Annotated in this window: 18 protein-coding genes and 1 riboswitch; of the genes, 15 read left to right on the top strand and 3 right to left on the bottom strand. The window is 68.1% G+C overall.

Features of this window, described 5'->3' with window-relative positions; translation table 11 throughout:
* Positions 1-726 precede the first annotated feature (726 nt).
* The 15 genes from rpe to ppc all read left to right on the top strand — a co-directional run bounded on the left by rpe (position 727) and on the right by ppc (position 17,289).
* Positions 727-1,431, top strand: a complete 705-nt coding sequence (gene rpe, locus IHQ52_RS16050; RefSeq protein ID WP_024497125.1) for a ribulose-phosphate 3-epimerase — start codon at positions 727-729, stop codon at positions 1,429-1,431.
* A gap of 8 nt (positions 1,432-1,439) precedes the next feature.
* Positions 1,440-2,465 (top strand): bifunctional diaminohydroxyphosphoribosylaminopyrimidine deaminase/5-amino-6-(5-phosphoribosylamino)uracil reductase RibD, encoded by a 1,026-nt coding sequence (ribD, locus tag IHQ52_RS16045; protein ID WP_024497124.1) that lies wholly within the window; start codon positions 1,440-1,442, stop codon positions 2,463-2,465.
* Positions 2,466-2,559: 94 nt separating this feature from the next.
* A riboswitch (FMN riboswitch) is annotated at positions 2,560-2,716 on the top strand.
* Positions 2,717-2,760: 44 nt separating this feature from the next.
* A complete protein-coding gene (locus IHQ52_RS16040; protein ID WP_024497123.1) occupies positions 2,761-3,390 on the top strand; it encodes a riboflavin synthase in 630 nt (209 codons plus the stop codon).
* A gap of 20 nt (positions 3,391-3,410) precedes the next feature.
* The gene (locus tag IHQ52_RS16035) at positions 3,411-4,730 is read left to right on the top strand and encodes a bifunctional 3,4-dihydroxy-2-butanone-4-phosphate synthase/GTP cyclohydrolase II (RefSeq protein ID WP_096273936.1); all 1,320 of its coding nucleotides are present in this window, start codon (positions 3,411-3,413) and stop codon (positions 4,728-4,730) included.
* Complete coding sequence (ribH, locus tag IHQ52_RS16030) at positions 4,727-5,239, top strand: 6,7-dimethyl-8-ribityllumazine synthase (protein WP_096273938.1); 513 nt, start codon at positions 4,727-4,729, stop codon at positions 5,237-5,239. The genes IHQ52_RS16035 and ribH overlap by 4 nt, the downstream gene beginning before the upstream one ends.
* Entirely contained in the window at positions 5,236-5,700 is a 465-nt protein-coding gene (locus tag IHQ52_RS16025) for a PH domain-containing protein (RefSeq protein WP_096273940.1), read from the top strand. Before ribH ends, IHQ52_RS16025 begins: the two co-directional genes overlap by 4 nt.
* A gap of 10 nt (positions 5,701-5,710) precedes the next feature.
* Positions 5,711-7,762 carry an excinuclease ABC subunit UvrC gene (gene uvrC / locus IHQ52_RS16020; RefSeq protein ID WP_191834383.1) on the top strand — a complete coding sequence of 684 codons (2,052 nt, stop codon included), beginning with the start codon at positions 5,711-5,713 and terminating at the stop codon, positions 7,760-7,762.
* Positions 7,755-8,702 carry an RNase adapter RapZ gene (gene rapZ / locus IHQ52_RS16015; protein ID WP_191834382.1) on the top strand — a complete coding sequence of 316 codons (948 nt, stop codon included), beginning with the start codon at positions 7,755-7,757 and terminating at the stop codon, positions 8,700-8,702. The genes uvrC and rapZ overlap by 8 nt, the downstream gene beginning before the upstream one ends.
* Positions 8,699-9,718, top strand: a complete 1,020-nt coding sequence (locus IHQ52_RS16010) for a gluconeogenesis factor YvcK family protein (protein WP_191834381.1) — start codon at positions 8,699-8,701, stop codon at positions 9,716-9,718. Before rapZ ends, IHQ52_RS16010 begins: the two co-directional genes overlap by 4 nt.
* A gap of 70 nt (positions 9,719-9,788) precedes the next feature.
* Positions 9,789-10,766 (top strand): DNA-binding protein WhiA, encoded by a 978-nt coding sequence (gene whiA / locus IHQ52_RS16005; protein WP_174324723.1) that lies wholly within the window; start codon positions 9,789-9,791, stop codon positions 10,764-10,766.
* A 178-nt stretch (positions 10,767-10,944) separates the two neighbouring features.
* Complete coding sequence (gene gap / locus IHQ52_RS16000) at positions 10,945-11,964, top strand: type I glyceraldehyde-3-phosphate dehydrogenase (protein ID WP_006436277.1); 1,020 nt, start codon at positions 10,945-10,947, stop codon at positions 11,962-11,964.
* Positions 11,965-12,002: 38 nt separating this feature from the next.
* On the top strand, positions 12,003-13,214 hold the full coding sequence (locus IHQ52_RS15995) for a phosphoglycerate kinase (protein WP_159405603.1): 1,212 nt from the start codon (positions 12,003-12,005) through the stop codon (positions 13,212-13,214).
* Between the two features lie 3 nt (positions 13,215-13,217).
* Complete coding sequence (tpiA, locus tag IHQ52_RS15990; RefSeq protein ID WP_006436275.1) at positions 13,218-14,006, top strand: triose-phosphate isomerase; 789 nt, start codon at positions 13,218-13,220, stop codon at positions 14,004-14,006.
* 110 nt (positions 14,007-14,116) lie between these two features.
* Complete coding sequence (gene secG, locus IHQ52_RS15985; RefSeq protein ID WP_006357231.1) at positions 14,117-14,350, top strand: preprotein translocase subunit SecG; 234 nt, start codon at positions 14,117-14,119, stop codon at positions 14,348-14,350.
* Between the two features lie 98 nt (positions 14,351-14,448).
* Entirely contained in the window at positions 14,449-17,289 is a 2,841-nt protein-coding gene (gene ppc, locus IHQ52_RS15980) for a phosphoenolpyruvate carboxylase (RefSeq protein ID WP_238063609.1), read from the top strand.
* 115 nt (positions 17,290-17,404) lie between these two features.
* On the opposite strand, the gene IHQ52_RS15975 is transcribed toward ppc, so the two are convergent.
* Genes IHQ52_RS15975 through IHQ52_RS15965 form a run of 3 tightly spaced genes read right to left on the bottom strand, consistent with a single transcriptional unit; the run spans position 17,405 to position 19,636 of the window.
* A complete protein-coding gene (locus IHQ52_RS15975; protein WP_024497116.1) occupies positions 17,405-17,932 on the bottom strand; it encodes a hypothetical protein in 528 nt (175 codons plus the stop codon).
* A gap of 37 nt (positions 17,933-17,969) precedes the next feature.
* Complete coding sequence (gene pgl, locus IHQ52_RS15970) at positions 17,970-18,707, bottom strand: 6-phosphogluconolactonase (protein WP_024497115.1); 738 nt, start codon at positions 18,705-18,707, stop codon at positions 17,970-17,972.
* Positions 18,704-19,636, bottom strand: a complete 933-nt coding sequence (locus IHQ52_RS15965; RefSeq protein WP_024497114.1) for a glucose-6-phosphate dehydrogenase assembly protein OpcA — start codon at positions 19,634-19,636, stop codon at positions 18,704-18,706. The genes pgl and IHQ52_RS15965 overlap by 4 nt, the downstream gene beginning before the upstream one ends.

The following is a 19,636-nucleotide window of genomic DNA, read 5'->3' as shown; positions in this document are numbered from 1 at the left end:
GCGTACCACGAAACCCCCGGAAGACGCTGGCATGCCGCCGAACCTGGATACTTCCTTTCGCTGGGTGCCCGGAAGCGCCCTCGATTTCATGAGTGGGGAAGGAACGTTCGTTCGTGCTTACGTCGAATCCTTTGAGCTCGCGTTCCAGGGACAATCCGCCGAGTGGGGGTACCCCGGGTTCGTCGACGCATCTCCGAGAGGAATTGATGAACAAGTCAAAGAAGTGGTGAGCAACAGTTCCACTCGCAAGGTTGTCAACACCGTCTTCTATCGTCCGCTACGACGCGTGGACAGCGGCGCCACGAGTCGTCTGATTCTTTGTCGGAGCGAGATTCTGTCGATCGAGCAACGGTTTCCGTCGCGCGATTCTGAGTGGAGGAAGATCGGGAAGCCGTGGGGATATCCGGTCACGATCGAGTTCACGCGATCTGCAAACGGGAGCCCGCCGGAAAAACAACAAGGTGCCAGACGGGCTCCTTCGTATTCAGTGTTCGGAAATTGGCACGTCACCTTCTACGACCGACTCGGCGTCGGACGAGAAAACCGAGCCGATATCGTGGCATGCGATGCCCTTCCCTCGAACCCGGATTTGCCCGCGGTGGGTGTTGAGACGGGTTCGCAACCCTGGCCGACTCTCCCTCCGTCCCCCGGCTGGCCGGCCAACGGAGTCTGAGACGCCCGAACGCTTTCGTCCGCACCGCCCACCTCGCCCTACACTTGTCCACCATGTGCACCGCTGTTAACGCGCCCATGATCGCCCCGTCCATCCTGTCCGCGGACTTCGCGAATCTCGCCGACGAGGCGGCGGCCGTTGCCAAGCCCGGAGCCACCCGTGCCGACTGGTTGCACGTCGACGTCATGGACGCGCACTTCGTGCCGAACCTCACCCTGGGTCTGCCGATCGTCGAGAGCCTGCTGAAGGCGACCGACATCCCGCTCGACTGCCATCTGATGATCGAGAACCCCGAGCGCTGGGCGCCGCCGTACGCCGAGGCCGGCGCGTACAACGTCACCTTTCACGCGGAGGCCGCCGAGAATCCGATCGGCGTCGCCCGCGACATCCGCGCCGCCGGCGCGAAGGCCGGCCTGTCGATCAAGCCGGGTACCCCGCTCGATCCCTATCTGGAGATCCTCCGCGACTTCGACACCCTACTGATCATGAGTGTCGAACCCGGCTTCGGCGGACAGAAGTTCATGCCCGAGGTCCTCGAGAAGGCCCGCGCCATCCGCAAGTTCATCGACGCCGAGGACCTGAGGCTGCTCGTCGAGATCGACGGCGGAATCAACGCCGACACCATCGAAGAAGCCGCCGAGGCCGGAATCGACTGCTTCGTCGCCGGCTCGGCCGTCTACGGTGCCGCCGACCCGGGCCAGGCCGTCGCCGCCCTGCGCGAATCCGCCGCCCGGGCGCGCGCCAAGAGCGACGTCTGACGCACCTCGTGGACATCGCCGCCGCCATGGATCGCGCCGTCGAGGCGTCGTATGCGGCCATGGGTGTCAGCTCGCCCAATCCTCCTGTCGGAGCAGTGATCCTGGCGGCCGACGGCACCCTGGCGGGCGTCGGTGCGACCCAACCGCCGGGCGGCCCGCATGCCGAGGTGATGGCACTGCGCGCGGCCGGCGAGGCAGCGCGGGGTGGTACCGCGATCGTCACGCTCGAGCCCTGCAACCACACCGGGCGCACCGGGCCGTGTTCGCAGGCACTCATCGAAGCGGGGGTTGCCGAGGTTCACTACGCAGTCGGTGACCCCAACCCGGTCGCCGCGGGCGGCGCCGACACCCTGCGGGCTGCCGGCGTCCGGGTGACCGGGGGAGTCGCGGCCGACACCGTGGAGAACGGTCCACTGCGTCCGTGGCTCACCCGCCAGCGGCTCGGGCGGCCGATGGTCACCGCCAAGATCGCCGCCGGCGTCGACGGCCGGATCGCCGCACCCGACGGCACCAGTCAGTGGATCACCGGTCCCGAAGCGCGCGACCACGCCCACCGGCAGCGCGCACACCTCGACGCCATCGTGATCGGCACCGGCACCGCACTCGCCGACAACCCCACACTCACCGCCCGCACCTCTGCCGGCGGCCTGTACCCACAGCAGCCGTCACGCGTGGTGCTCGGACACCGCGACCTGCCCGCCGACGCCAACCTCCGCGACGACACCGGAGGGCCGCTGGTCCTGGTCCGATCACACGACCCGGCCGACGTCCTCGCCGCACTTCCCGACGCGCTCTGGGTCCTGGTGGAGGGCGGCCCGCACATCCTGGGCGCCTTCTTCGACGCCGGGCTCGTCGACGAGGTGCACGCCTACGTGGCGCCGATGGTGCTGGGCGCCGGTCGTAGCTCCGTCGAGATACCCGGGGTCATCACGCTCGCCGACGCCAAGAGGTTCCGCACCGCGCACACGACGACGCTCGGCGATGACGTCTTAATCACACTCGCACGGCGTTCGCCGACGATCCGGCAGGACTGAGCAGGCCGAGATGAGCGACACGCCGACAGGCATCCATTTCACTCAGCGAAATCGCAATGCGACGCCGTTCCTGCATCGTGCTAGCGTCGATATCACCAGTTCTCGGGGCGGGGTGAAATTCCCCACCGGCGGTGATGAGGGTGCGGTGGATACGCATCTTCCAGCCCGCGAGCGCCTGTCGAACGGCAGGGACAGCAGATTCGGTGAGATTCCGGAGCCGACGGTCACAGTCCGGATGCGAGAGAACAGGCGACACAGTGCCGCCCTGTCTGCTCCGAGCGAGCAGGAGGAGTGCGTGTTCACCGGAATCGTGGAGGAACTCGGCGTCATCGCCGACCGCGAGGATCTCTCTGATGCAGCCCGCTTCACCGTGCGGGGACCCATCGTCACCGCCGATGCGGGCCACGGCGACTCCATCGCGGTCAACGGCGTGTGTCTGACCGTCGTCGACCTCCGTCCCGGCGAGTTCACCGTGGACGTGATGGGTGAGACGCTGCGCCGCAGCTCCCTGTCCGACCTCGCCGCGGGAAGCACCGTCAATCTCGAGCGCGCCATGCCCGCGAACGGGCGTTTCGGCGGCCACATCGTGCAGGGCCACGTCGACGGGACCGGGCGCGTCCTGTCCGTCAGTCCGTCGGAGAACTGGACGGTCGTGCGGATCGGCGTCCCGGAGAAGCTGACCCGCTACCTCGTCGAGAAGGGGTCGATCACCGTCGACGGGGTGTCGTTGACCGTCTCGTCGGTGGGCGGATCGGGTGACGACTCGTGGTTCGAGATCTCCCTGATCCCCACCACCCTCAACGAGACCAATCTCGGTGCCACCGCGCCGGGCACCGTGGTCAACCTCGAGGTCGACGTGATCGCGAAGTACGTGGAGCGCCTTCACCTGGGCTCCGGCAACAAGGATGTCGCGGGGGCGAAATGAGCACAACGAGTGAGGTTCTGATGAACGAATCGCCGCGTGACGGTGACGACGTGACCAGTGGTGAGGGAGTCACGTTCGACACGATCGAACGGGCCATCGCCGACATCGCCGCGGGCAAGGCCGTCGTCGTGGTCGACGACGAGGACCGCGAGAACGAGGGCGACCTGATCTTCGCGGCCGAGATGGCCACCCCGGAGCTCGTCGCCTTCATGGTCCGCTACACCTCGGGCTACCTGTGCGTCCCGCTCGACGGCGACGCCTGCGACCGCCTCGGCCTGCCGCCGATGTACTCGATGAACCAGGACAAGCACGGCACCGCCTACACCGTGACCGTCGATGCCCGCGAGGGCATCGGCACCGGGATCAGCGCCTCGGACCGCGCCACCACGATGCGTCTGCTCGCCGACCCGGCGGCCACGGCCGGCGACTTCACCCGTCCCGGACACGTCGTCCCGCTGCGGGCCAAGGAGGGCGGCGTGCTGCGTCGTCCCGGCCACACGGAGGCCGCCGTCGACCTGGCCCGCCTCGCCGACCTCGCACCGGCCGGCGTCATCTGCGAGATCGTCAGCCAGAAGGACGTGGGCTCGATGGCCCGCACCGACGAGCTGCGCGTCTTCGCCGACGAACACGACCTCGCGCTGATCTCGATCGCCGACCTCATCGCGTGGCGTCGCCGCCACGAGAAGCACGTCGTGCGCGTCGCCGACGCCCGGATCCCGACCCGCCACGGCGACTTCCGCGCCGTCGGCTACTCCAGCGTCTACGACGACGTCGAGCACGTCGCCCTGGTGAAGGGCGACATCGCCGGCGAGGACGGCGAGGGACACGACGTCCTGGTGCGTGTGCACTCGGAGTGCCTCACCGGCGATGTCTTCGGCTCGCTGCGCTGCGACTGCGGTCCGCAGCTCGACGCCGCGATGGAGATGGTGGCCGCCGAAGGCCGCGGCATCATCCTGTACATGCGCGGTCACGAGGGACGCGGCATCGGCCTGCTGCACAAGCTGCAGGCCTACCAGCTGCAGGACGCCGGGGCCGACACCGTCGACGCCAACCTGGAACTGGGCCTGCCCGCCGACTCCCGCGACTATGGCCTCGGCGCCCAGATCCTCGTCGATCTCGGGGTGACGTCGATGCGTCTGCTCACCAACAACCCGGCCAAGCGCGTCGGCCTCGACGGCTACGGCCTGCACATCGTCGACCGCGTGCCGATGCCGGTGCGCGCCAACGCCGAGAACCTGCGCTACCTTCGCACCAAGCGCGACCGGATGGGACACGACCTCGTGGGCCTCGACGATCACGCGCATCCCAGCGACGACGCATCCGAAGGAGCCCCCGCATGAGCGGCCACGGAGAACCGACCCTCGAACTCGCCGACGCCGGCACGCTCCGGCTGGCGATCGTGTCGTCGCAGTGGCACGAGAAGATCTGCGGCGCACTGCTCGACGGTGCGCTCCGGGCGGCCGGCGAGAACGGTGTCACCGAGCCCACCGTCGTGCAGGTCGCCGGTGCGATCGAACTGCCGGTCATCGTGCAGGCGCTCGCCCGCACCCATGACGCCGTCGTCGCGCTCGGTGTCGTGATCAAGGGCGAGACACCGCATTTCGAGTACGTGTGCGACGCGGTGACCGCCGGGCTGACCCGGGTCTCGCTCGACGAGTCGACCCCCGTCGGCAACGGTGTGCTGACGGTGCTGACCGAGGACCAGGCGATCGCGCGGTCCGGCCTGCCCGGCTCGACCGAGGACAAGGGCGCGCAGGCGACCGTCGCCGCGCTGGCCTCGGCACTGACTCTTCGTGCACTGCAACGCGGCGAAGCCCTGCCGACTGCGGTCGGAGGAGCATCGGCGTGACCTCCCCTCGTTGGGACCTGGTGTACCGGCCGCGCAAGCTGCCGCGATACGCGATCGCGGCAGCCGTCGTGATCATGGCGATCCACATCACCTTCGGGCTGCTGCTGACGATCGACGACGTCGGCGTCCGTAACCTCGGCGGCGCCGACCAGGTCGCGATCATCCTCATCGGTGTCCTGTTCACGGGCGCCGCCCTGCTGCTGACCCGGCCGCGGTTGCGTGTCGGCCCCGAGGGCGTCGAGGTGCGCAACCTGGTACCCACGCGCCTGTTCACCTGGGACAAGGTCCTCGGACTGACCTATCCGGAGAAGGGGTTCGGCGCCTGGCTGCTGTTCCCGTCCGACGAACACATCACCGTGCTGGCGGTCCAGGCGGGCGACGGTCCGCGGGCCATCGAGGCGATGGCGCGGTTCCGCGAGCTCGAAGAGCGCTATCGCGGGACCGTCCGACCCGCCAACTAGCCTGGAACACGTGGCCGACCCGACTACCTACCGTCCTGCTCACGGAACCATCCCGACCGATCCCGGGGTGTACAAGTTCCGTGACGAGCACGGTCGTGTCATCTACGTGGGCAAGGCCAAGAACCTCCGGTCACGCCTGACGTCGTACTTCGCCGACATCGCCTCGTTGCACCCGCGCACCCGCCAGATGGTGACGACGGCGGCGTCGGTCGAGTGGACCGTCGTGGGCACCGAGGTGGAGGCACTCCAGCTCGAATACAACTGGATCAAGGAATTCGATCCGCGGTTCAACGTCCGCTACCGCGACGACAAGACCTATCCGATGCTGGCCGTCACCCTCAACGAGGAGTACCCGCGGCTGTTCGTCTACCGCGGTCCTCGGCGCCGCGGCGTGCGCTACTTCGGGCCGTACTCCCACGCGTGGGCGATCCGTGAGACCGTCGACCTGCTGACGCGGGTGTTCCCGGCGCGGACCTGCTCGGCGGGCGTGTTCAAGCGGCATCAGCAGATCGACCGTCCGTGCCTGCTGGGCTACATCGACAAATGTGCCGCGCCGTGCATCGGCCGGGTCGACGCCGAGGAACACCGCGAGATCGTCGAGGACTTCTGCGACTTCCTGGCCGGCCGCACCGACCTGTTGATCCGCAAGCTGGAACGTGACATGACGGCTGCGGCCGAGGACCTCGACTTCGAGCGCGCGGCCCGCCTGCGCGACGACATCGGCGCACTGCGGCGTGCCATGGAGAAGCAGGCCGTGGTGCTCGGAGACGGCACCACCGCCGACGTCGTCGCGGTTGCCGGCGACGAACTCGAGGTGTCGGTCCAGGTCTTCCACGTGCGCGACGGCCGAGTCCGAGGTCAGCGAGGCTGGGTCGTCGAACGCAGCGACAACGGAACCGACGGCGATGTCATCGGTGACTTCATCACCCAGTTCTACGGTGCGCAGGTCGATTTCGACGCCACGGTCGACGTGGGTGAGGACCGCGCACACGGCGAGTCGGTGCCGCGTGAGGTGCTGGTCCCCGAATTGCCGGCCAACGCAGCCGAACTCGAGGAATGGCTGTCCGGACTGCGGGGGAGCAGGGTCACCCTGCGGGTGCCGCAGCGCGGTGACAAGAAGGCGCTGTTCGAGACCGTCGCCCGGAACGCCGGGGAAGCGCTCACACAGCACAAGCTCCGACGCGCCGGCGACCTGACCACCCGGTCGGCCGCGCTCACCGAGCTTCAGGAGTCCTTGATGCTCGACCAGGCGCCGTTGCGCATCGAGTGCGTCGACATCTCGCACGTGCAGGGCACCGACGTGGTCGCCTCCCTCGTCGTGTTCGAGGACGGTCTGCCGCGCAAGTCCGACTACCGGCACTACTCGATCCGCCACGCCGCCGGTGACGGCCATTCCGACGACGTCGCGTCGATCGCCGAGGTCACCCGCCGCCGTTTCCTGCGTCACCGTGCCGACCGCGACGCACCACCACCGGAGTCGGGGGAGGTCGGCGCCGAGCCCCAGACCCCCGCGCAGCCACGGAAGTTCGCGTATCCGCCCAACCTGTTCGTCGTCGACGGCGGTGCACCACAGGTGCATGCGGCGGCAGCGGTCCTCGACGAACTGGGCGTCACCGACGTCTCGGTGATCGGCCTCGCCAAACGCCTCGAAGAGGTGTGGGTGCCCGGCGAGGACGACCCCATGATCCTGCCGCGCAGCAGTCAGGCCCTGTTCCTGCTGCAACGTGTACGCGACGAGGCGCACCGGTTCGCCATCACCTTCCACCGCAGCAAGCGCAGCAAGCGGATGACCGAGTCGGTGCTCGACGGCATCCCGGGTCTCGGGAAGACGCGACGCACCGCGCTGGTGACGTACTTCGGATCGGTCGCGCGTCTGCGTGAGGCATCCTTGGAGGAGATCGCCAAGGTACCCGGGATCGGCCTGACCACCGCGCGTGCCGTGCAGACCGCACTCGGCGGTGACATGGTTGCAGAGACCGTGTCGCCGGTGATGAGCGAGACGGTGAACGAGGCAGAGATGACGGTGGTGACCGGTGACGCGGGACGGGGTGTCGATGAGTGAGCGGGCCGAGGCCGAACACGACGAGAGGCCGGCTGATGGCACGCCCGACGCGGCGCCGGACGAACTGACCGTCCTGTTCGTCACGGGCATGTCCGGCGCGGGTCGCTCGACGGCGGCCAACGTACTCGAGGACGACGGCTGGTACGTCGCCGACAACGTTCCGCCCTCACTGATCTCGACGATGGTCGGGATGGTCCGCGAGAGCGACCCCACGATCACTCGTCTCGCCATGGTGCTGCGTGCTTCCGACCCCAACCTCGCCCATGAACTCGAGCAGCTGCGGGACAGCCTCGGACAGTCGGGGATTCGTACCCGTCTGCTGTACCTCGACGCGAGCGAGGAGGCACTGGTCCGCCGGTTCGAACAGGTTCGTCGCCGACACCCGTTGCAGGGCAAGGAGACCCTCATCGAGGGCATCGCCCGCGAACGTGCGATCCTGGCGCCCATCAAGAACGTCGCGGACCTCGTCGTGGAGACCTCGGGGCTGACCGCGGCCAAGTTGCGTTCCGTGGTGGAGGGTGTGGCACCCGGTGACACCGAACCGCGGCTGAGCATCGCGGTGCAGTCCTTCGGCTTCAAATACGGATTGCCCATCGACTCCGATCTCGTCGCCGACGTCCGGTTCCTGCCCAATCCGCACTGGATCGACGAACTGCGCGACCACAACGGTCAGGAGGCGCCGGTCCGCGATTACGTCCTCGGTCAGCCCGACGCCGGTGACTTCCTGGACCTCTACACCGGTCTGGTGTCCATCGTCGGTCGCGGCTACCTGCGGGAAGGCAAGCGCTACATGACGATCAGTGTCGGCTGCACCGGCGGTAAACATCGCAGTGTCGCCATCTCCGAGGAGCTCGCCCACCGGCTCCGCAAGGCCGTCGACGACGCCGGCGCGGCCTCCTACGACGTGCGCGTGATGCACCGTGATCTGGGGCGCGAATGACCCAGAAGATCGTCGCCCTCGGAGGCGGCCACGGCCTGTACGCGACACTGACCGCGATGCGCTATCTGAGTACCGACATCACCGCGGTGGTGACGGTCGCCGACGACGGGGGATCGTCGGGCCGCCTGCGTGCGGAGCTCGGACTCATCCCGCCCGGTGATCTGCGAATGGCGCTGGCCGCGTTGATGTCTGCGCCGAAGGCCCTCGAGGACTTCCAGACCGCCGGAGATCCCGACACCCGACGCCGCCACGAGCTGTGGGCGGAGGTGCTGCAACACCGCTTCGGTGGTCGCGGCGCACTCGCCGGACACCCCATCGGCAACCTGATGCTCGCCGGTCTCACCGAGGTTCTCGGCGACACGGTCGCCGCACTGCAGGAGCTGCGGTCGATGTTCGGGATCGTCGGACAGGTGCTGCCCATGTCGACCGTCCCGCTCGACATCGAGGCCGACGTGTCCGGGCTCGAGGCCGACCCGCGCATCAGCCGCGAGATCCGCGGTCAGGTCGCGGTCGCGACGACGCCCGGCAAGGTGCGCCGCGTGCGGTTGATCCCCGAGGATCCACCGGCCTGTGAAAGTGCGGTCGAGGCAATCGAATCCGCCGACCTGGTGATGCTCGGCCCGGGTTCCTGGTTCTCCAGCGTGATCCCGCATGTGCTGGTGCCGGAGCAGCTCAAGGCGTTGCAGCGCACCGGCGCCCGAAAGGTGCTCGCGGTCAACCTCGCACCCGAACCGGGGGAGACGCCCGGGTTCTCGGTGGAGCGGCATCTGCACGTCCTGCACGCCCATGCCGACACGTTCCGCGTCGACCACGTCCTGGTCGACGCGTCGTCGGTACCGGCCGGACGCGAACGCGAGCATCTCGTACGCGCGGCCGGACTGTTCGGCGCCGAACTGAACGTCGGCGATGTGGCGGTACCCGGCCGCCAGGTCCATGACCCGGCGAAAGTCGCCGCCGTGGTGAACGAACTGTGCGAAGGTGAATCGAACCGTTACTCTGACCGGGCGGACGCCTGAGCCAGGCGATGATTCGGCGTTTTCTCGAGGGACGTGTGGGCTGTTGACAGGAGGACAGGGACCGGTGGCGATGACGGCGGCGGTGAAAGACGAGCTGAGTCGCCTGTCGGTGACTCAGGTGAGTTGCCGGAGAGCCGAGGTGTCGGCGCTGCTGCGTTTCGCCGGCGGTCTGCACATCGTGGCGGGCCGCGTCGTGGTGGAGGCCGAGGTCGACATGGGCAATGTCGCGCGGCGCCTGCGACGCGAGATCCACGACCTCTTCGGCTACGGCTCCGACGTTCACGTCCTGCGCGGCGGCGGGCTGCGCAAGTCGGCGCGCTACATCGTGCGCATCACCAAGGACGGCGAGGGCCTCGCCCGGCAGACCGGCCTGCTCGACCTGCGTGGCCGCCCGGTGCGCGGCCTTCCGGCCCAGGTCGTCGGCGGTAGCGTCGCGGATGCCGAAGCCGCTTGGCGCGGAGCATTTCTCGCCCATGGATCACTGACCGAGCCCGGGCGTTCGTCGGCGCTGGAGGTCAGCTGCCCCGGACCCGAGGCCGCGCTCGCGCTCGTCGGCGCAGCCCGCCGGCTCGGCGTCACCGCGAAGGCCCGCGAGGTCCGCGGCGCCGACCGTGTCGTCATCCGCGACGGCGAGGCGATCGGCGCGCTGCTCACGCGGATGGGTGCCCACGACACACGCCTGGTATGGGAGGAACGCCGCATGCGCCGCGAGGTGCGTGCGACCGCCAACCGCCTCGCCAATTTCGACGACGCCAACCTCCGACGTTCGGCCCGTGCGGCGGTGGCCGCGGCCGCTCGCGTCGAACGCGCTCTGGAGATCCTCGGCGACGAGGTGCCCGATCACCTCGTCGCGGCGGGCCAGCTGCGCATCACCCACCGGCAGGCCTCTCTCGAGGAACTCGGCCAGCTCGCCGACCCGCCGATGACCAAGGACGCGGTCGCCGGACGCATCCGCCGTCTGCTGTCGATGGCCGACAAGAAGGCGCGCCAGGACGGCATCCCGGATACCGAGGCGGCGGTCACCTCGGAGCTCCTCGACGAAGCCTGAGCGGAGCGGGAAAGCCGACAGACCGACCTGCGGTGTGCCGGACCGAACCCCTCCTACTAGGCTGAGGTCGACGTGTGCGGACCGGGGATCACTCGTGTGCCATCGGTGACCGCTCACGGCGCGGCCAGCAGGGCTTGACCCACAGGCCTGACCATGAATACCGCTAAGGAGCACAACTGTGACTGTTCGGGTAGGCGTCAACGGATTCGGCCGGATCGGCCGCAACTTCTTCCGTGCCGTCGAAGCGCAAAAGGCTTTGGGCACCACTGACATCGAGATCGTCGCGGTCAACGATCTCACCGACAACGCGACTCTCGCACACCTGCTGAAGTTCGACTCGATCCTCGGCCGCCTGTCCGACGACGTCAGCCTCGAGGGCGACGACACCATCGTGGTCGGCGACAAGAAGATCAAGGCGCTCGAGGTCAAGGAAGGCCCCGCCGCGATCCCGTGGGGCGACCTGGGCGTCGACGTCGTCGTCGAGTCGACCGGCATCTTCACCGCACGCGCCAAGGCCCAGGGTCACCTGGATGCCGGCGCCAAGAAGGTCATCATCTCGGCCCCCGCGTCGGATGAGGACATCACCATCGTCATGGGCGTCAACGACGACAAGTACGACGGCAGCCAGAACATCATCTCGAACGCCTCGTGCACCACGAACTGCCTCGGCCCGCTGGCCAAGGTCCTCAACGACGAGTTCGGCATCGTCAAGGGCCTCATGACCACGATCCACGCCTACACCCAGGACCAGAACCTGCAGGACGGTCCGCACAAGGATCTGCGTCGCGCCCGCGCCGCCGCCATCAACATCGTGCCCACCTCGACCGGTGCCGCCAAGGCCATCGGCCTGGTGCTTCCGGAGCTGAAGGGCAAACTCGACGGCTACGCCCTGCGTGTGCCGATCCCCACCGGCTCGGTCACCGACCTCACCGCGCAGCTGGCCAAGTCGGCCACCGCCGATGAGATCAACGCCGCGCTCAAGGCCGCTGCCGAGGGCCCGCTGAAGGGCATCCTGAAGTACTACGACGCCCCGATCGTCTCCTCCGACATCGTCACCGACCCGCACAGCTCGCTGTTCGACGCCGGGCTGACCAAGGTCATCGACGATCAGGCCAAGGTCGTGTCCTGGTACGACAACGAGTGGGGCTACTCGAACCGCCTCGTCGACCTCATCGGTCTCGTCGGCAACTCGCTCTAGTCCACTCGTCGTACAACGGAAAGAGGAGTCAACGCCTCATGGGTGTTCCCACTCTGAAGAACCTTCTGGAAGAGGGTGTCTCGGGTCGGGGAGTGCTGGTCCGCTCGGATTTCAACGTCCCGCTCGACGGGTCGACGATCACCGATCCCGGCCGCATCCTCGCCTCCCTGCCCACCCTCAACGCGCTCATCGACGCCGGTGCCAAGGTGATCATCACCGCGCACCTCGGTCGTCCGAAGGGCGAGCCCGACCCGAAGTTCTCGCTCGCGCCCGTCGCGGCGCGCCTCGGCGAGGAACTCGGCCGCAACGTGCAGCTCGCCGGTGACGTGGTCGGAACCGACGCGCTCGCCCGCGCGGAGGGTCTCACCGACGGCGACGTCCTGCTCCTGGAGAACATCCGCTTCGATCCGCGGGAGACCTCCAAGGACGACGCCGAACGCGAGAAGCTCGCCGAGGCCCTCGTCGAACTGGTCGGCGAGGACGGCGCGTTCGTGTCGGACGGCTTCGGAGTGGTCCACCGCAAGCAGGCCTCGGTCTACGACGTCGCCAAGCTCCTCCCGCACTACGCGGGAGAGCTGGTGGCGGCCGAGGTCGAGGTCCTGTCGAAGCTCACCGACGAGGTGACCCGCCCCTACGCGGTCGTCCTCGGCGGCTCGAAGGTCTCCGACAAGCTCGGGGTCATCGAGGCGTTGGCTCCCAAGGTCGACACGCTGGTCATCGGCGGCGGCATGGCGTTCACCTTCCTGGCCGCACAAGGCCATCCGGTGGGTACCTCGCTGCTGCAGGAGGACCAGATCGACGTCTGCAAGAGCCTGCTCGAGCGTTTCGGCGACGTCATCCACCTGCCCGTCGACGTGGTGGTGGCCGACAAGTTCGCCCCCGACGCCCAGGCGCAGACGGTGGCCGCCGACGCCATCCCCGACGGCTGGATGGGTCTCGACATCGGACCGGAGTCGGTGAAGCGATTCGCCGCGGTCCTCTCGGGTGCCCAGACCGTCTTCTGGAACGGTCCGTCCGGTGTGTTCGAGTTCGAGAAGTTCTCGGCCGGCACCCGCGGGGTCGCGGAGGCCATCGCCGGTGCGACCGGCAACGGCGCGTTCACCGTGGTCGGTGGCGGCGACTCGGCCGCCGCGGTGCGGACCCTGGGTCTGCCCGACTCCGACTTCTCGCACATCTCCACCGGAGGTGGCGCATCGCTGGAGTACCTCGAGGGCAAGGAACTCCCCGGACTGAAGGTGCTGGAGAGCTGAACCATGGCAACTCGTAAACCGCTCATCGCGGGCAACTGGAAGATGAACCTCAACCACCTCGAGGCCATCGCGCTGGTTCAGAAGATCGCCTTCGCGTTGCCCGCGAAGTACTTCGACAAGGTCGACGTGACGGTGATCCCGCCGTTCACCGACATCCGCAGCGTGCAGACCGTCGTCGACGGCGACAAGCTCCTGCTCACCTACGGTGCGCAGGACCTGTCGCAGCACGACTCGGGTGCCTACACCGGCGAGATCAGCGGTGCCTTCCTCGCGAAGCTCGGCTGCACGTTCGTCGTCGTCGGCCACTCGGAGCGTCGGACCCTGCACGGTGAGACCGACGAGATCGTGCTGGCCAAGACCAAGGCCGCGCTCAAGCACGATCTCACCCCGATCGTCTGCATCGGCGAGGGGCTCGAGATCCGCGAGGCGGGTGAGCACGTCGCGTACAACGTGGCACAGCTCAAGGGCTCCCTCGCCGGCCTGTCGGCCGCCGAGATCGCCAAGACCGTCATCGCCTACGAGCCGGTCTGGGCCATCGGCACCGGCCGGGTGGCCGGCGCCGCCGACGCCCAGGAGGTCTGCAAGGCGATCCGCGAGACCCTCGCGGAGATCGCCGACGAGCAGACCGCGGCCTCGGTCCGCATCCTCTACGGCGGCTCGGTGAATGCCAAGAACGTCGGCGACATCGTCGGCCAGACCGACGTCGACGGAGCTCTCGTCGGCGGCGCGTCGCTGAAGTCGGACGAGTTCGCGACACTGTCGGCGATCGCCGCGGGTGGCCCCTTGCCCTGACGGGTCACACCCACGCGTACACTGTGGCAGGTTGGTGTCGGCTCACGTCGGCACCACCTGCTACAGCTGTATCTCCAGGTGTTTACGGAAGGGCGTTTCGACTCGTGACTGTGCAAGGTGCACTCGACATCGGATTGATCGTGACCAGCGTGCTGCTGATCGTGCTCGTCCTGCTGCACCGCGGCAAGGGTGGCGGTCTGTCGTCGCTGTTCGGCGGCGGTGTCCAGTCCAGCCTGTCGGGTTCGAGCGTCGTCGAACGCAACCTCGACCGGCTGACCATCTTCGTCGGCCTCATCTGGGTGATCTTCATCGTCGGCGTGGGCGTCGACATCAAACTCTCCTGAGCTGGTTTCTGCTCCGTACCTCGGGCGACGCGTGATACGCGTCGCCCGACGCTTTCCCCGGGATGCCGGATGGCCCCGATCTCGGGATACTTGGTCGCATGAGTGAAACCGCCTCCTCCCGGGGAGCCCCGGCATCTCGTCCGTCCATGTCGATCGTCGACCACATCGTCGTCGACGACGAGGGCCGTGCACTCACCGAACCCTTGCGTGAGGACATCCGTCTGCTCGGCGGCATCCTCGGCGAGGTCGTCGCCGAACATTCCGGCACCGACGTCTTCGATCTCGTCGAATCGGCTCGTGTGGCCGCTTTCGGCGTGCGCCGCAACGAGATCGACCGCAACGAACTCGCGGAGATGTTCACCGACCTCGACGTGTCCACCGCGGTTCCGGTCATCCGCGCCTTCAGTCACTTCGCGTTGTTGGCCAACCTGGCCGAGGACATCCACCGCGAACGTCGCCGTGCCATCCACGTGCGAGCCGGTGACCCGCCGCAGAAGTCCAGCCTGGCCGCGACCTACCGGCAGCTCGCAGACGCCGGACTCGGCGACGAGGAGGTCGGTAAGGCACTCGCCGACGCCAACGTCGTGCCGGTCATCACCGCCCATCCCACCGAGACCCGGCGCCGCACGGTGTTCGAGGCGCAGAACCGGATCACCGAGCTGATGCGCTTCCGCGGCCGTACCGAACTGACCCCCGACGAGGACGCCGAGGTCACCGAGGCGATCCGGCGTCAGATCCTCACGCTGTGGCAGACCGCGCTCATCCGCCTCGAACGACTCACCATCCAGGACGAGATCCGTTCGGGGCTGCGCTATTACGACGCCTCGTTCTTCGACGTGGTGCCGGCCATCAACACCTCCGTGCGCGCCGCCCTGCGGTCGGCCTACCCCGGCGCGGGTCTCGCCGACGAGCCGATGATCCGCATGGGGTCCTGGATCGGCGGCGACCGCGACGGGAACCCGTTCGTGACCGCCGAGGTGGTCACCCTGGCGGCCACCCTGGCTGCCGAGACCGCGGTGGGACACCACCTCGCCGAACTCGAGAACCTTGCCCAGGAACTGAGCATGTCGGCGCGGCTGATCACGGGAACCGAACCGCTGCTCGAACTCGCCGGTGCCGACTCCGAGGACCCCGGTGCCGACGAGCCGTTTCGGCTTGCGTTGCGGCACATCCGATCCCGCCTCGCGGCGACCGCCAACCAGATGTTCGACGAGGACTTCCTCTCGTCGAGCGATCTGTTCCTCGTCGACGGCAAACCGCCCTACTCCGACGCCGCCGAGTTGCTCGTCGACCTCGACGTCATCGACGCGGCCCTGCGGGTCAACAACGACGCCTCCATCGCCGACGACCGGCTCCTCGCCCTCCGGGAGTCGGTGCGCACGTTCGGCTTCCACCTGTCCGGGCTCGACATGCGGCAGAACTCCGACATGCACGAGGAAGTGGTCGCCGAGCTTCTCGCCTGGGCGGGCGTGCACGGCGACTACGCCTCGCTCGACGAGGCGGAACGCGTCGAGATCCTGTCCGCCGAACTGCAGCGGCGCCGTCCGCTCACCAGCCCCGACGCGGAACTGAGCGAGCTGGCGACCAAGGAACTCGCGATCGTGCGGGCGGCCGCGAAGGCGGTCGCGACGTTCGGTCCGGAAGCGGTGCCCAACTACATCATCAGCATGTGCACCTCGGTGAGCGACATGCTCGAAGCGCTCATCCTGCTCAAGGAGGCCGGCCTCTACGACCCCGGTGCCGCCGGCGAGAACGACCCGCGCTCCACGGTGCGGGTCGTACCGCTGTTCGAGACGATCGAGGATCTGCAGCAGGGCGCTGCGACCCTGCTCGCCGTTCTCGAGGTGCCCTTCTACCGGGCGCTCGTGGAGTACCAGAACGGCATGCAGGAGATCATGCTCGGTTACTCCGACTCCAACAAGGACGGCGGCTACATGGCCGCCAACTGGGCGCTGTACCGCGCCGAACTCGACCTCGTGGAGGCGGCGTCCCGGTCGGGGATCCGGTTGCGGCTCTTTCACGGTCGCGGTGGAACGGTCGGCCGCGGCGGCGGCCCCAGCTACGACGCCATCCTCGCTCAGCCGCCCGGGGCGGTGCAGGGGTCGCTGCGCATCACCGAGCAGGGCGAGATCATCGCCGCCAAGTACGCCGAGCCGGTGACCGCCCGCCGCAATCTGGAGACACTGCTGGCCGCGACCATCGAATCGTCGCTGCTCGACGTCGAAGGTCTCGGCGACGAATCGGAGTCGGCGTACGAGATCATGGACGACATCGCCGCCAGGGCACGTGCGGCCTACAGCCGCCTCGTGCACGAGACACCGGGATTCGTCGAGTACTTCACCACGTCGACCCCGTTGTCGGAGATCGGTGCGCTCAACATCGGCAGTCGTCCGGCGTCTCGTAAGCAGACCGAGAAGATCACCGATCTCCGCGCGATCCCGTGGGTGCTGTCGTGGACGCAGTCGCGGGTGATGCTGCCGGGCTGGTACGGCACCGGTTCCGCGTTCGAGGAGTGGGTGGCCGACGACCCGACCCGCCTGGAGGCCCTGCAGCGCTACTACGAGAAGTGGCCGTTCTTCCGCACCGTCATGTCCAACATGGCGCAGGTGTTGGCGAAGTCCGACATGGGGCTGGCGCATCGCTACGCACAGCTCGTACCCGACGAGGAACTGCGCGAGCAGGTCTTCGGAATGATCGTCGACGAGCACGAGCGGACGATCGGCATGTGCGCCAAGATCACCGGCATCGATGATCTGCTGCACGACAACGCGGCCCTCAAACGTTCGGTCTACAACCGGTTCCCGTACCTCGAGCCGCTCAATCTGCTCCAGGTGGAACTGCTGCGCCGGTTCCGCGCGGGGGAGGACACCCCACTCGTGCGCCGCGGTATCCAGCTGACCATGAACGGCCTGGCAACCGCGTTGCGCAACAGCGGTTAGCGCGCCTGCGGCCCCCGGGATCGGCGAGGACGTGCCGTTCCCGGCGGGTCGACGGGTATGCGGCGGAGCAGCCAGATCCCGTAAGCGGCGGCCATCGCACCCATCACCAGTTCGATCACCACGGTGAAGACGTCCGGGCCAGAACTCCCCTTCGGTAGTAGGAGCGTCCAGATCTGACCGACAGCGGTGATGAGGACCAGTGGCGGATCACTCCGCGGAAGGTGGCCTCGTCGCCGAACCCCACTGCGACTGCGGCGACGGCGACCAGCGCGAAGTAACCGAGGCTGTGGTCGGCAAATTCGGAGAGTGCCGGTATCACCAGGACGATCACCGGGACGACGACGTAGAGCAGAATGAGCGGCAGTAACAGAACCAGGCTGCGCCAGGTGGGTCGACCGGTGAATCCGGCAGCACCCCAACAGCCCAACGCTGTCAGTAAGACCGCTGGCACCAGGACCATCCACGCGAACTGGACGAACTGCGCCGGACTCGCCGAGGCCGTGACGTCAGCGGCCTCCGGATCGAGCAGCCTCAGTCCCAGCAGTGGCAGCGCGTAGGCGAGTGTGGTGAGCACCGCGAACCACTCGGGCCGTCGGCTGGCGAAGGTCCGCAGCGTGCCGTCGGCGCGGCGACTCTCGGCCAATGCTCTGCGGGACCTTCCCTCGGCTCACACCGTCGACTCAGATGTGCACCGCCGCCGCGTCGTCGAGGAACCAGATGGTCTCGTCGGTGCCGCGGGCGCCTGCGCACGGCCAGTCGGCGGGATCGGCGCCGTTGTGCGCGGCCGCGACGGCCTCGGCCTTGTCGGCACCGGCGACGAGGAACCACACGTTGCGAGACCGGTTGACCACCGGCAGGGTCAAGGTGATCCGACGCGGCGGCGGCTTGGGTGAGTCCTCAACGGCGACAACCGATTTCTCGGTCTCCGCAGTGGCCGCGGTGTGTGGGAAGAGGGAGTTGATGTGGCCTTCGCCGCCCATGCCGAGCAGGTGCAGGTCGAACTGCGGAGCCACGCCGTCGGTGGACCGTCCCGCGAGGACCGCCGCGTAATCGGCGGCGGCGGCATCGATGTCGTCACCGAACGGCCCGTCCGAGGGTGCCATCGGGAACACCCGCGTCGGATCCACCGGCACGTGGTCGAGCAGTGCCTCCCGTGCCTGGCCGGAGTTGCGTTCCGGATCGTCGGCAGGGACGAATCGGTCGTCGCCCCAGTACACGTCGACGCGCGACCAGTCGATGGTGCCGCTGTCGTCGGCCAGGGCCGACAGGATGCCGATCCCGTTGCTGCCGCCGGTCAACACGATGCTCGCGACCCCGCGCTCGGACTGCGCATGGGTCACCAGGTCGACGAAGCGGGCCGCCGCGGTGACGACCAGTTCCTGCTTGGACTCGAAGACCAGCGTCTCGGCAGCGGTCATGGTGTGAGAACTCCTTCGTTCGTGTCGATGAAGTCGACGCCGGGGACACCCCGCAAGGCGACGGCATAGACCTCGTCGGTGTCGAGTCGCCGGAGCTCCTCGGCGATGCACACGGGTAGGTCGCGGTGGCCCATCGCGATTCGGCCGTCGGGCTTGCCCGGCATCGTCAGCACCGCGTTGTTGCCCTCGTCCACGGCGAGGATCGTCGGACCCTCGTCGCGGTGAAGACGGATCTCGAAACTGCCGCGACGGCGCCGCGTGGGTACGTCGAGCGCCGAATGCAACCACCCGGCGATGAGGTCCACCGCCGGGGAATCGTGCGCGCCCGTGACGTCCACCGCGGTGATGCGCGAATGCGGCGGACGGTCGACCGCCGAGGCGAGGATGGCCCGCCAGTGCGTGATGCGCGACCACGCGATGTCGGTGTCGCCGGGGGAGTATGTCTCGAGGCGACGCGCGAGCACCGTGGCCGGATCGGCGTCCTTCGTGGCATCGAGGATGCGACGGTGACCGAGCCTGCCGAGGGGATCGTCCGCGGGGCGTGCGGGGCCCTCACCGGGCCACCATGTGACGACGGGGGTGTCCGGCAACAGGAACGGTGTGACGACGCTTGCCGGTTCGTCGGCGAGGGCGCCGTACAGCGACAGCACCACGACCTCCGACGCGCCGGCGTCCCCGCCCACTCGAATCTGTGCGTCGAGGCGCGAATTCCCTTCGCGAGTACCGCGATACACGACGATGACGCGGCTGGGGTGCTCGCGGCTGGCACCGATGACGGCCTCGATGGCGCCCTCCATGGGTTCGCCCTGTTCGACGCAGACGACCAGGGTGAGCACGCGACCGAGACTGAGCGCGCCGCCGGCCGCCCGCACCTCGATGATCCTCTTCGCGACACTTCGGGTGTCCGTGTCGGGCAGCTCGACGATCAT

The sequence above is a fragment of the Gordonia amicalis genome, assembly GCF_022059885.1.
Taxonomy (GTDB): Bacteria; Actinomycetota; Actinomycetes; order Mycobacteriales; family Mycobacteriaceae; genus Gordonia; species Gordonia amicalis.
This window is presented reverse-complemented; position numbering and strand designations above follow the sequence as displayed.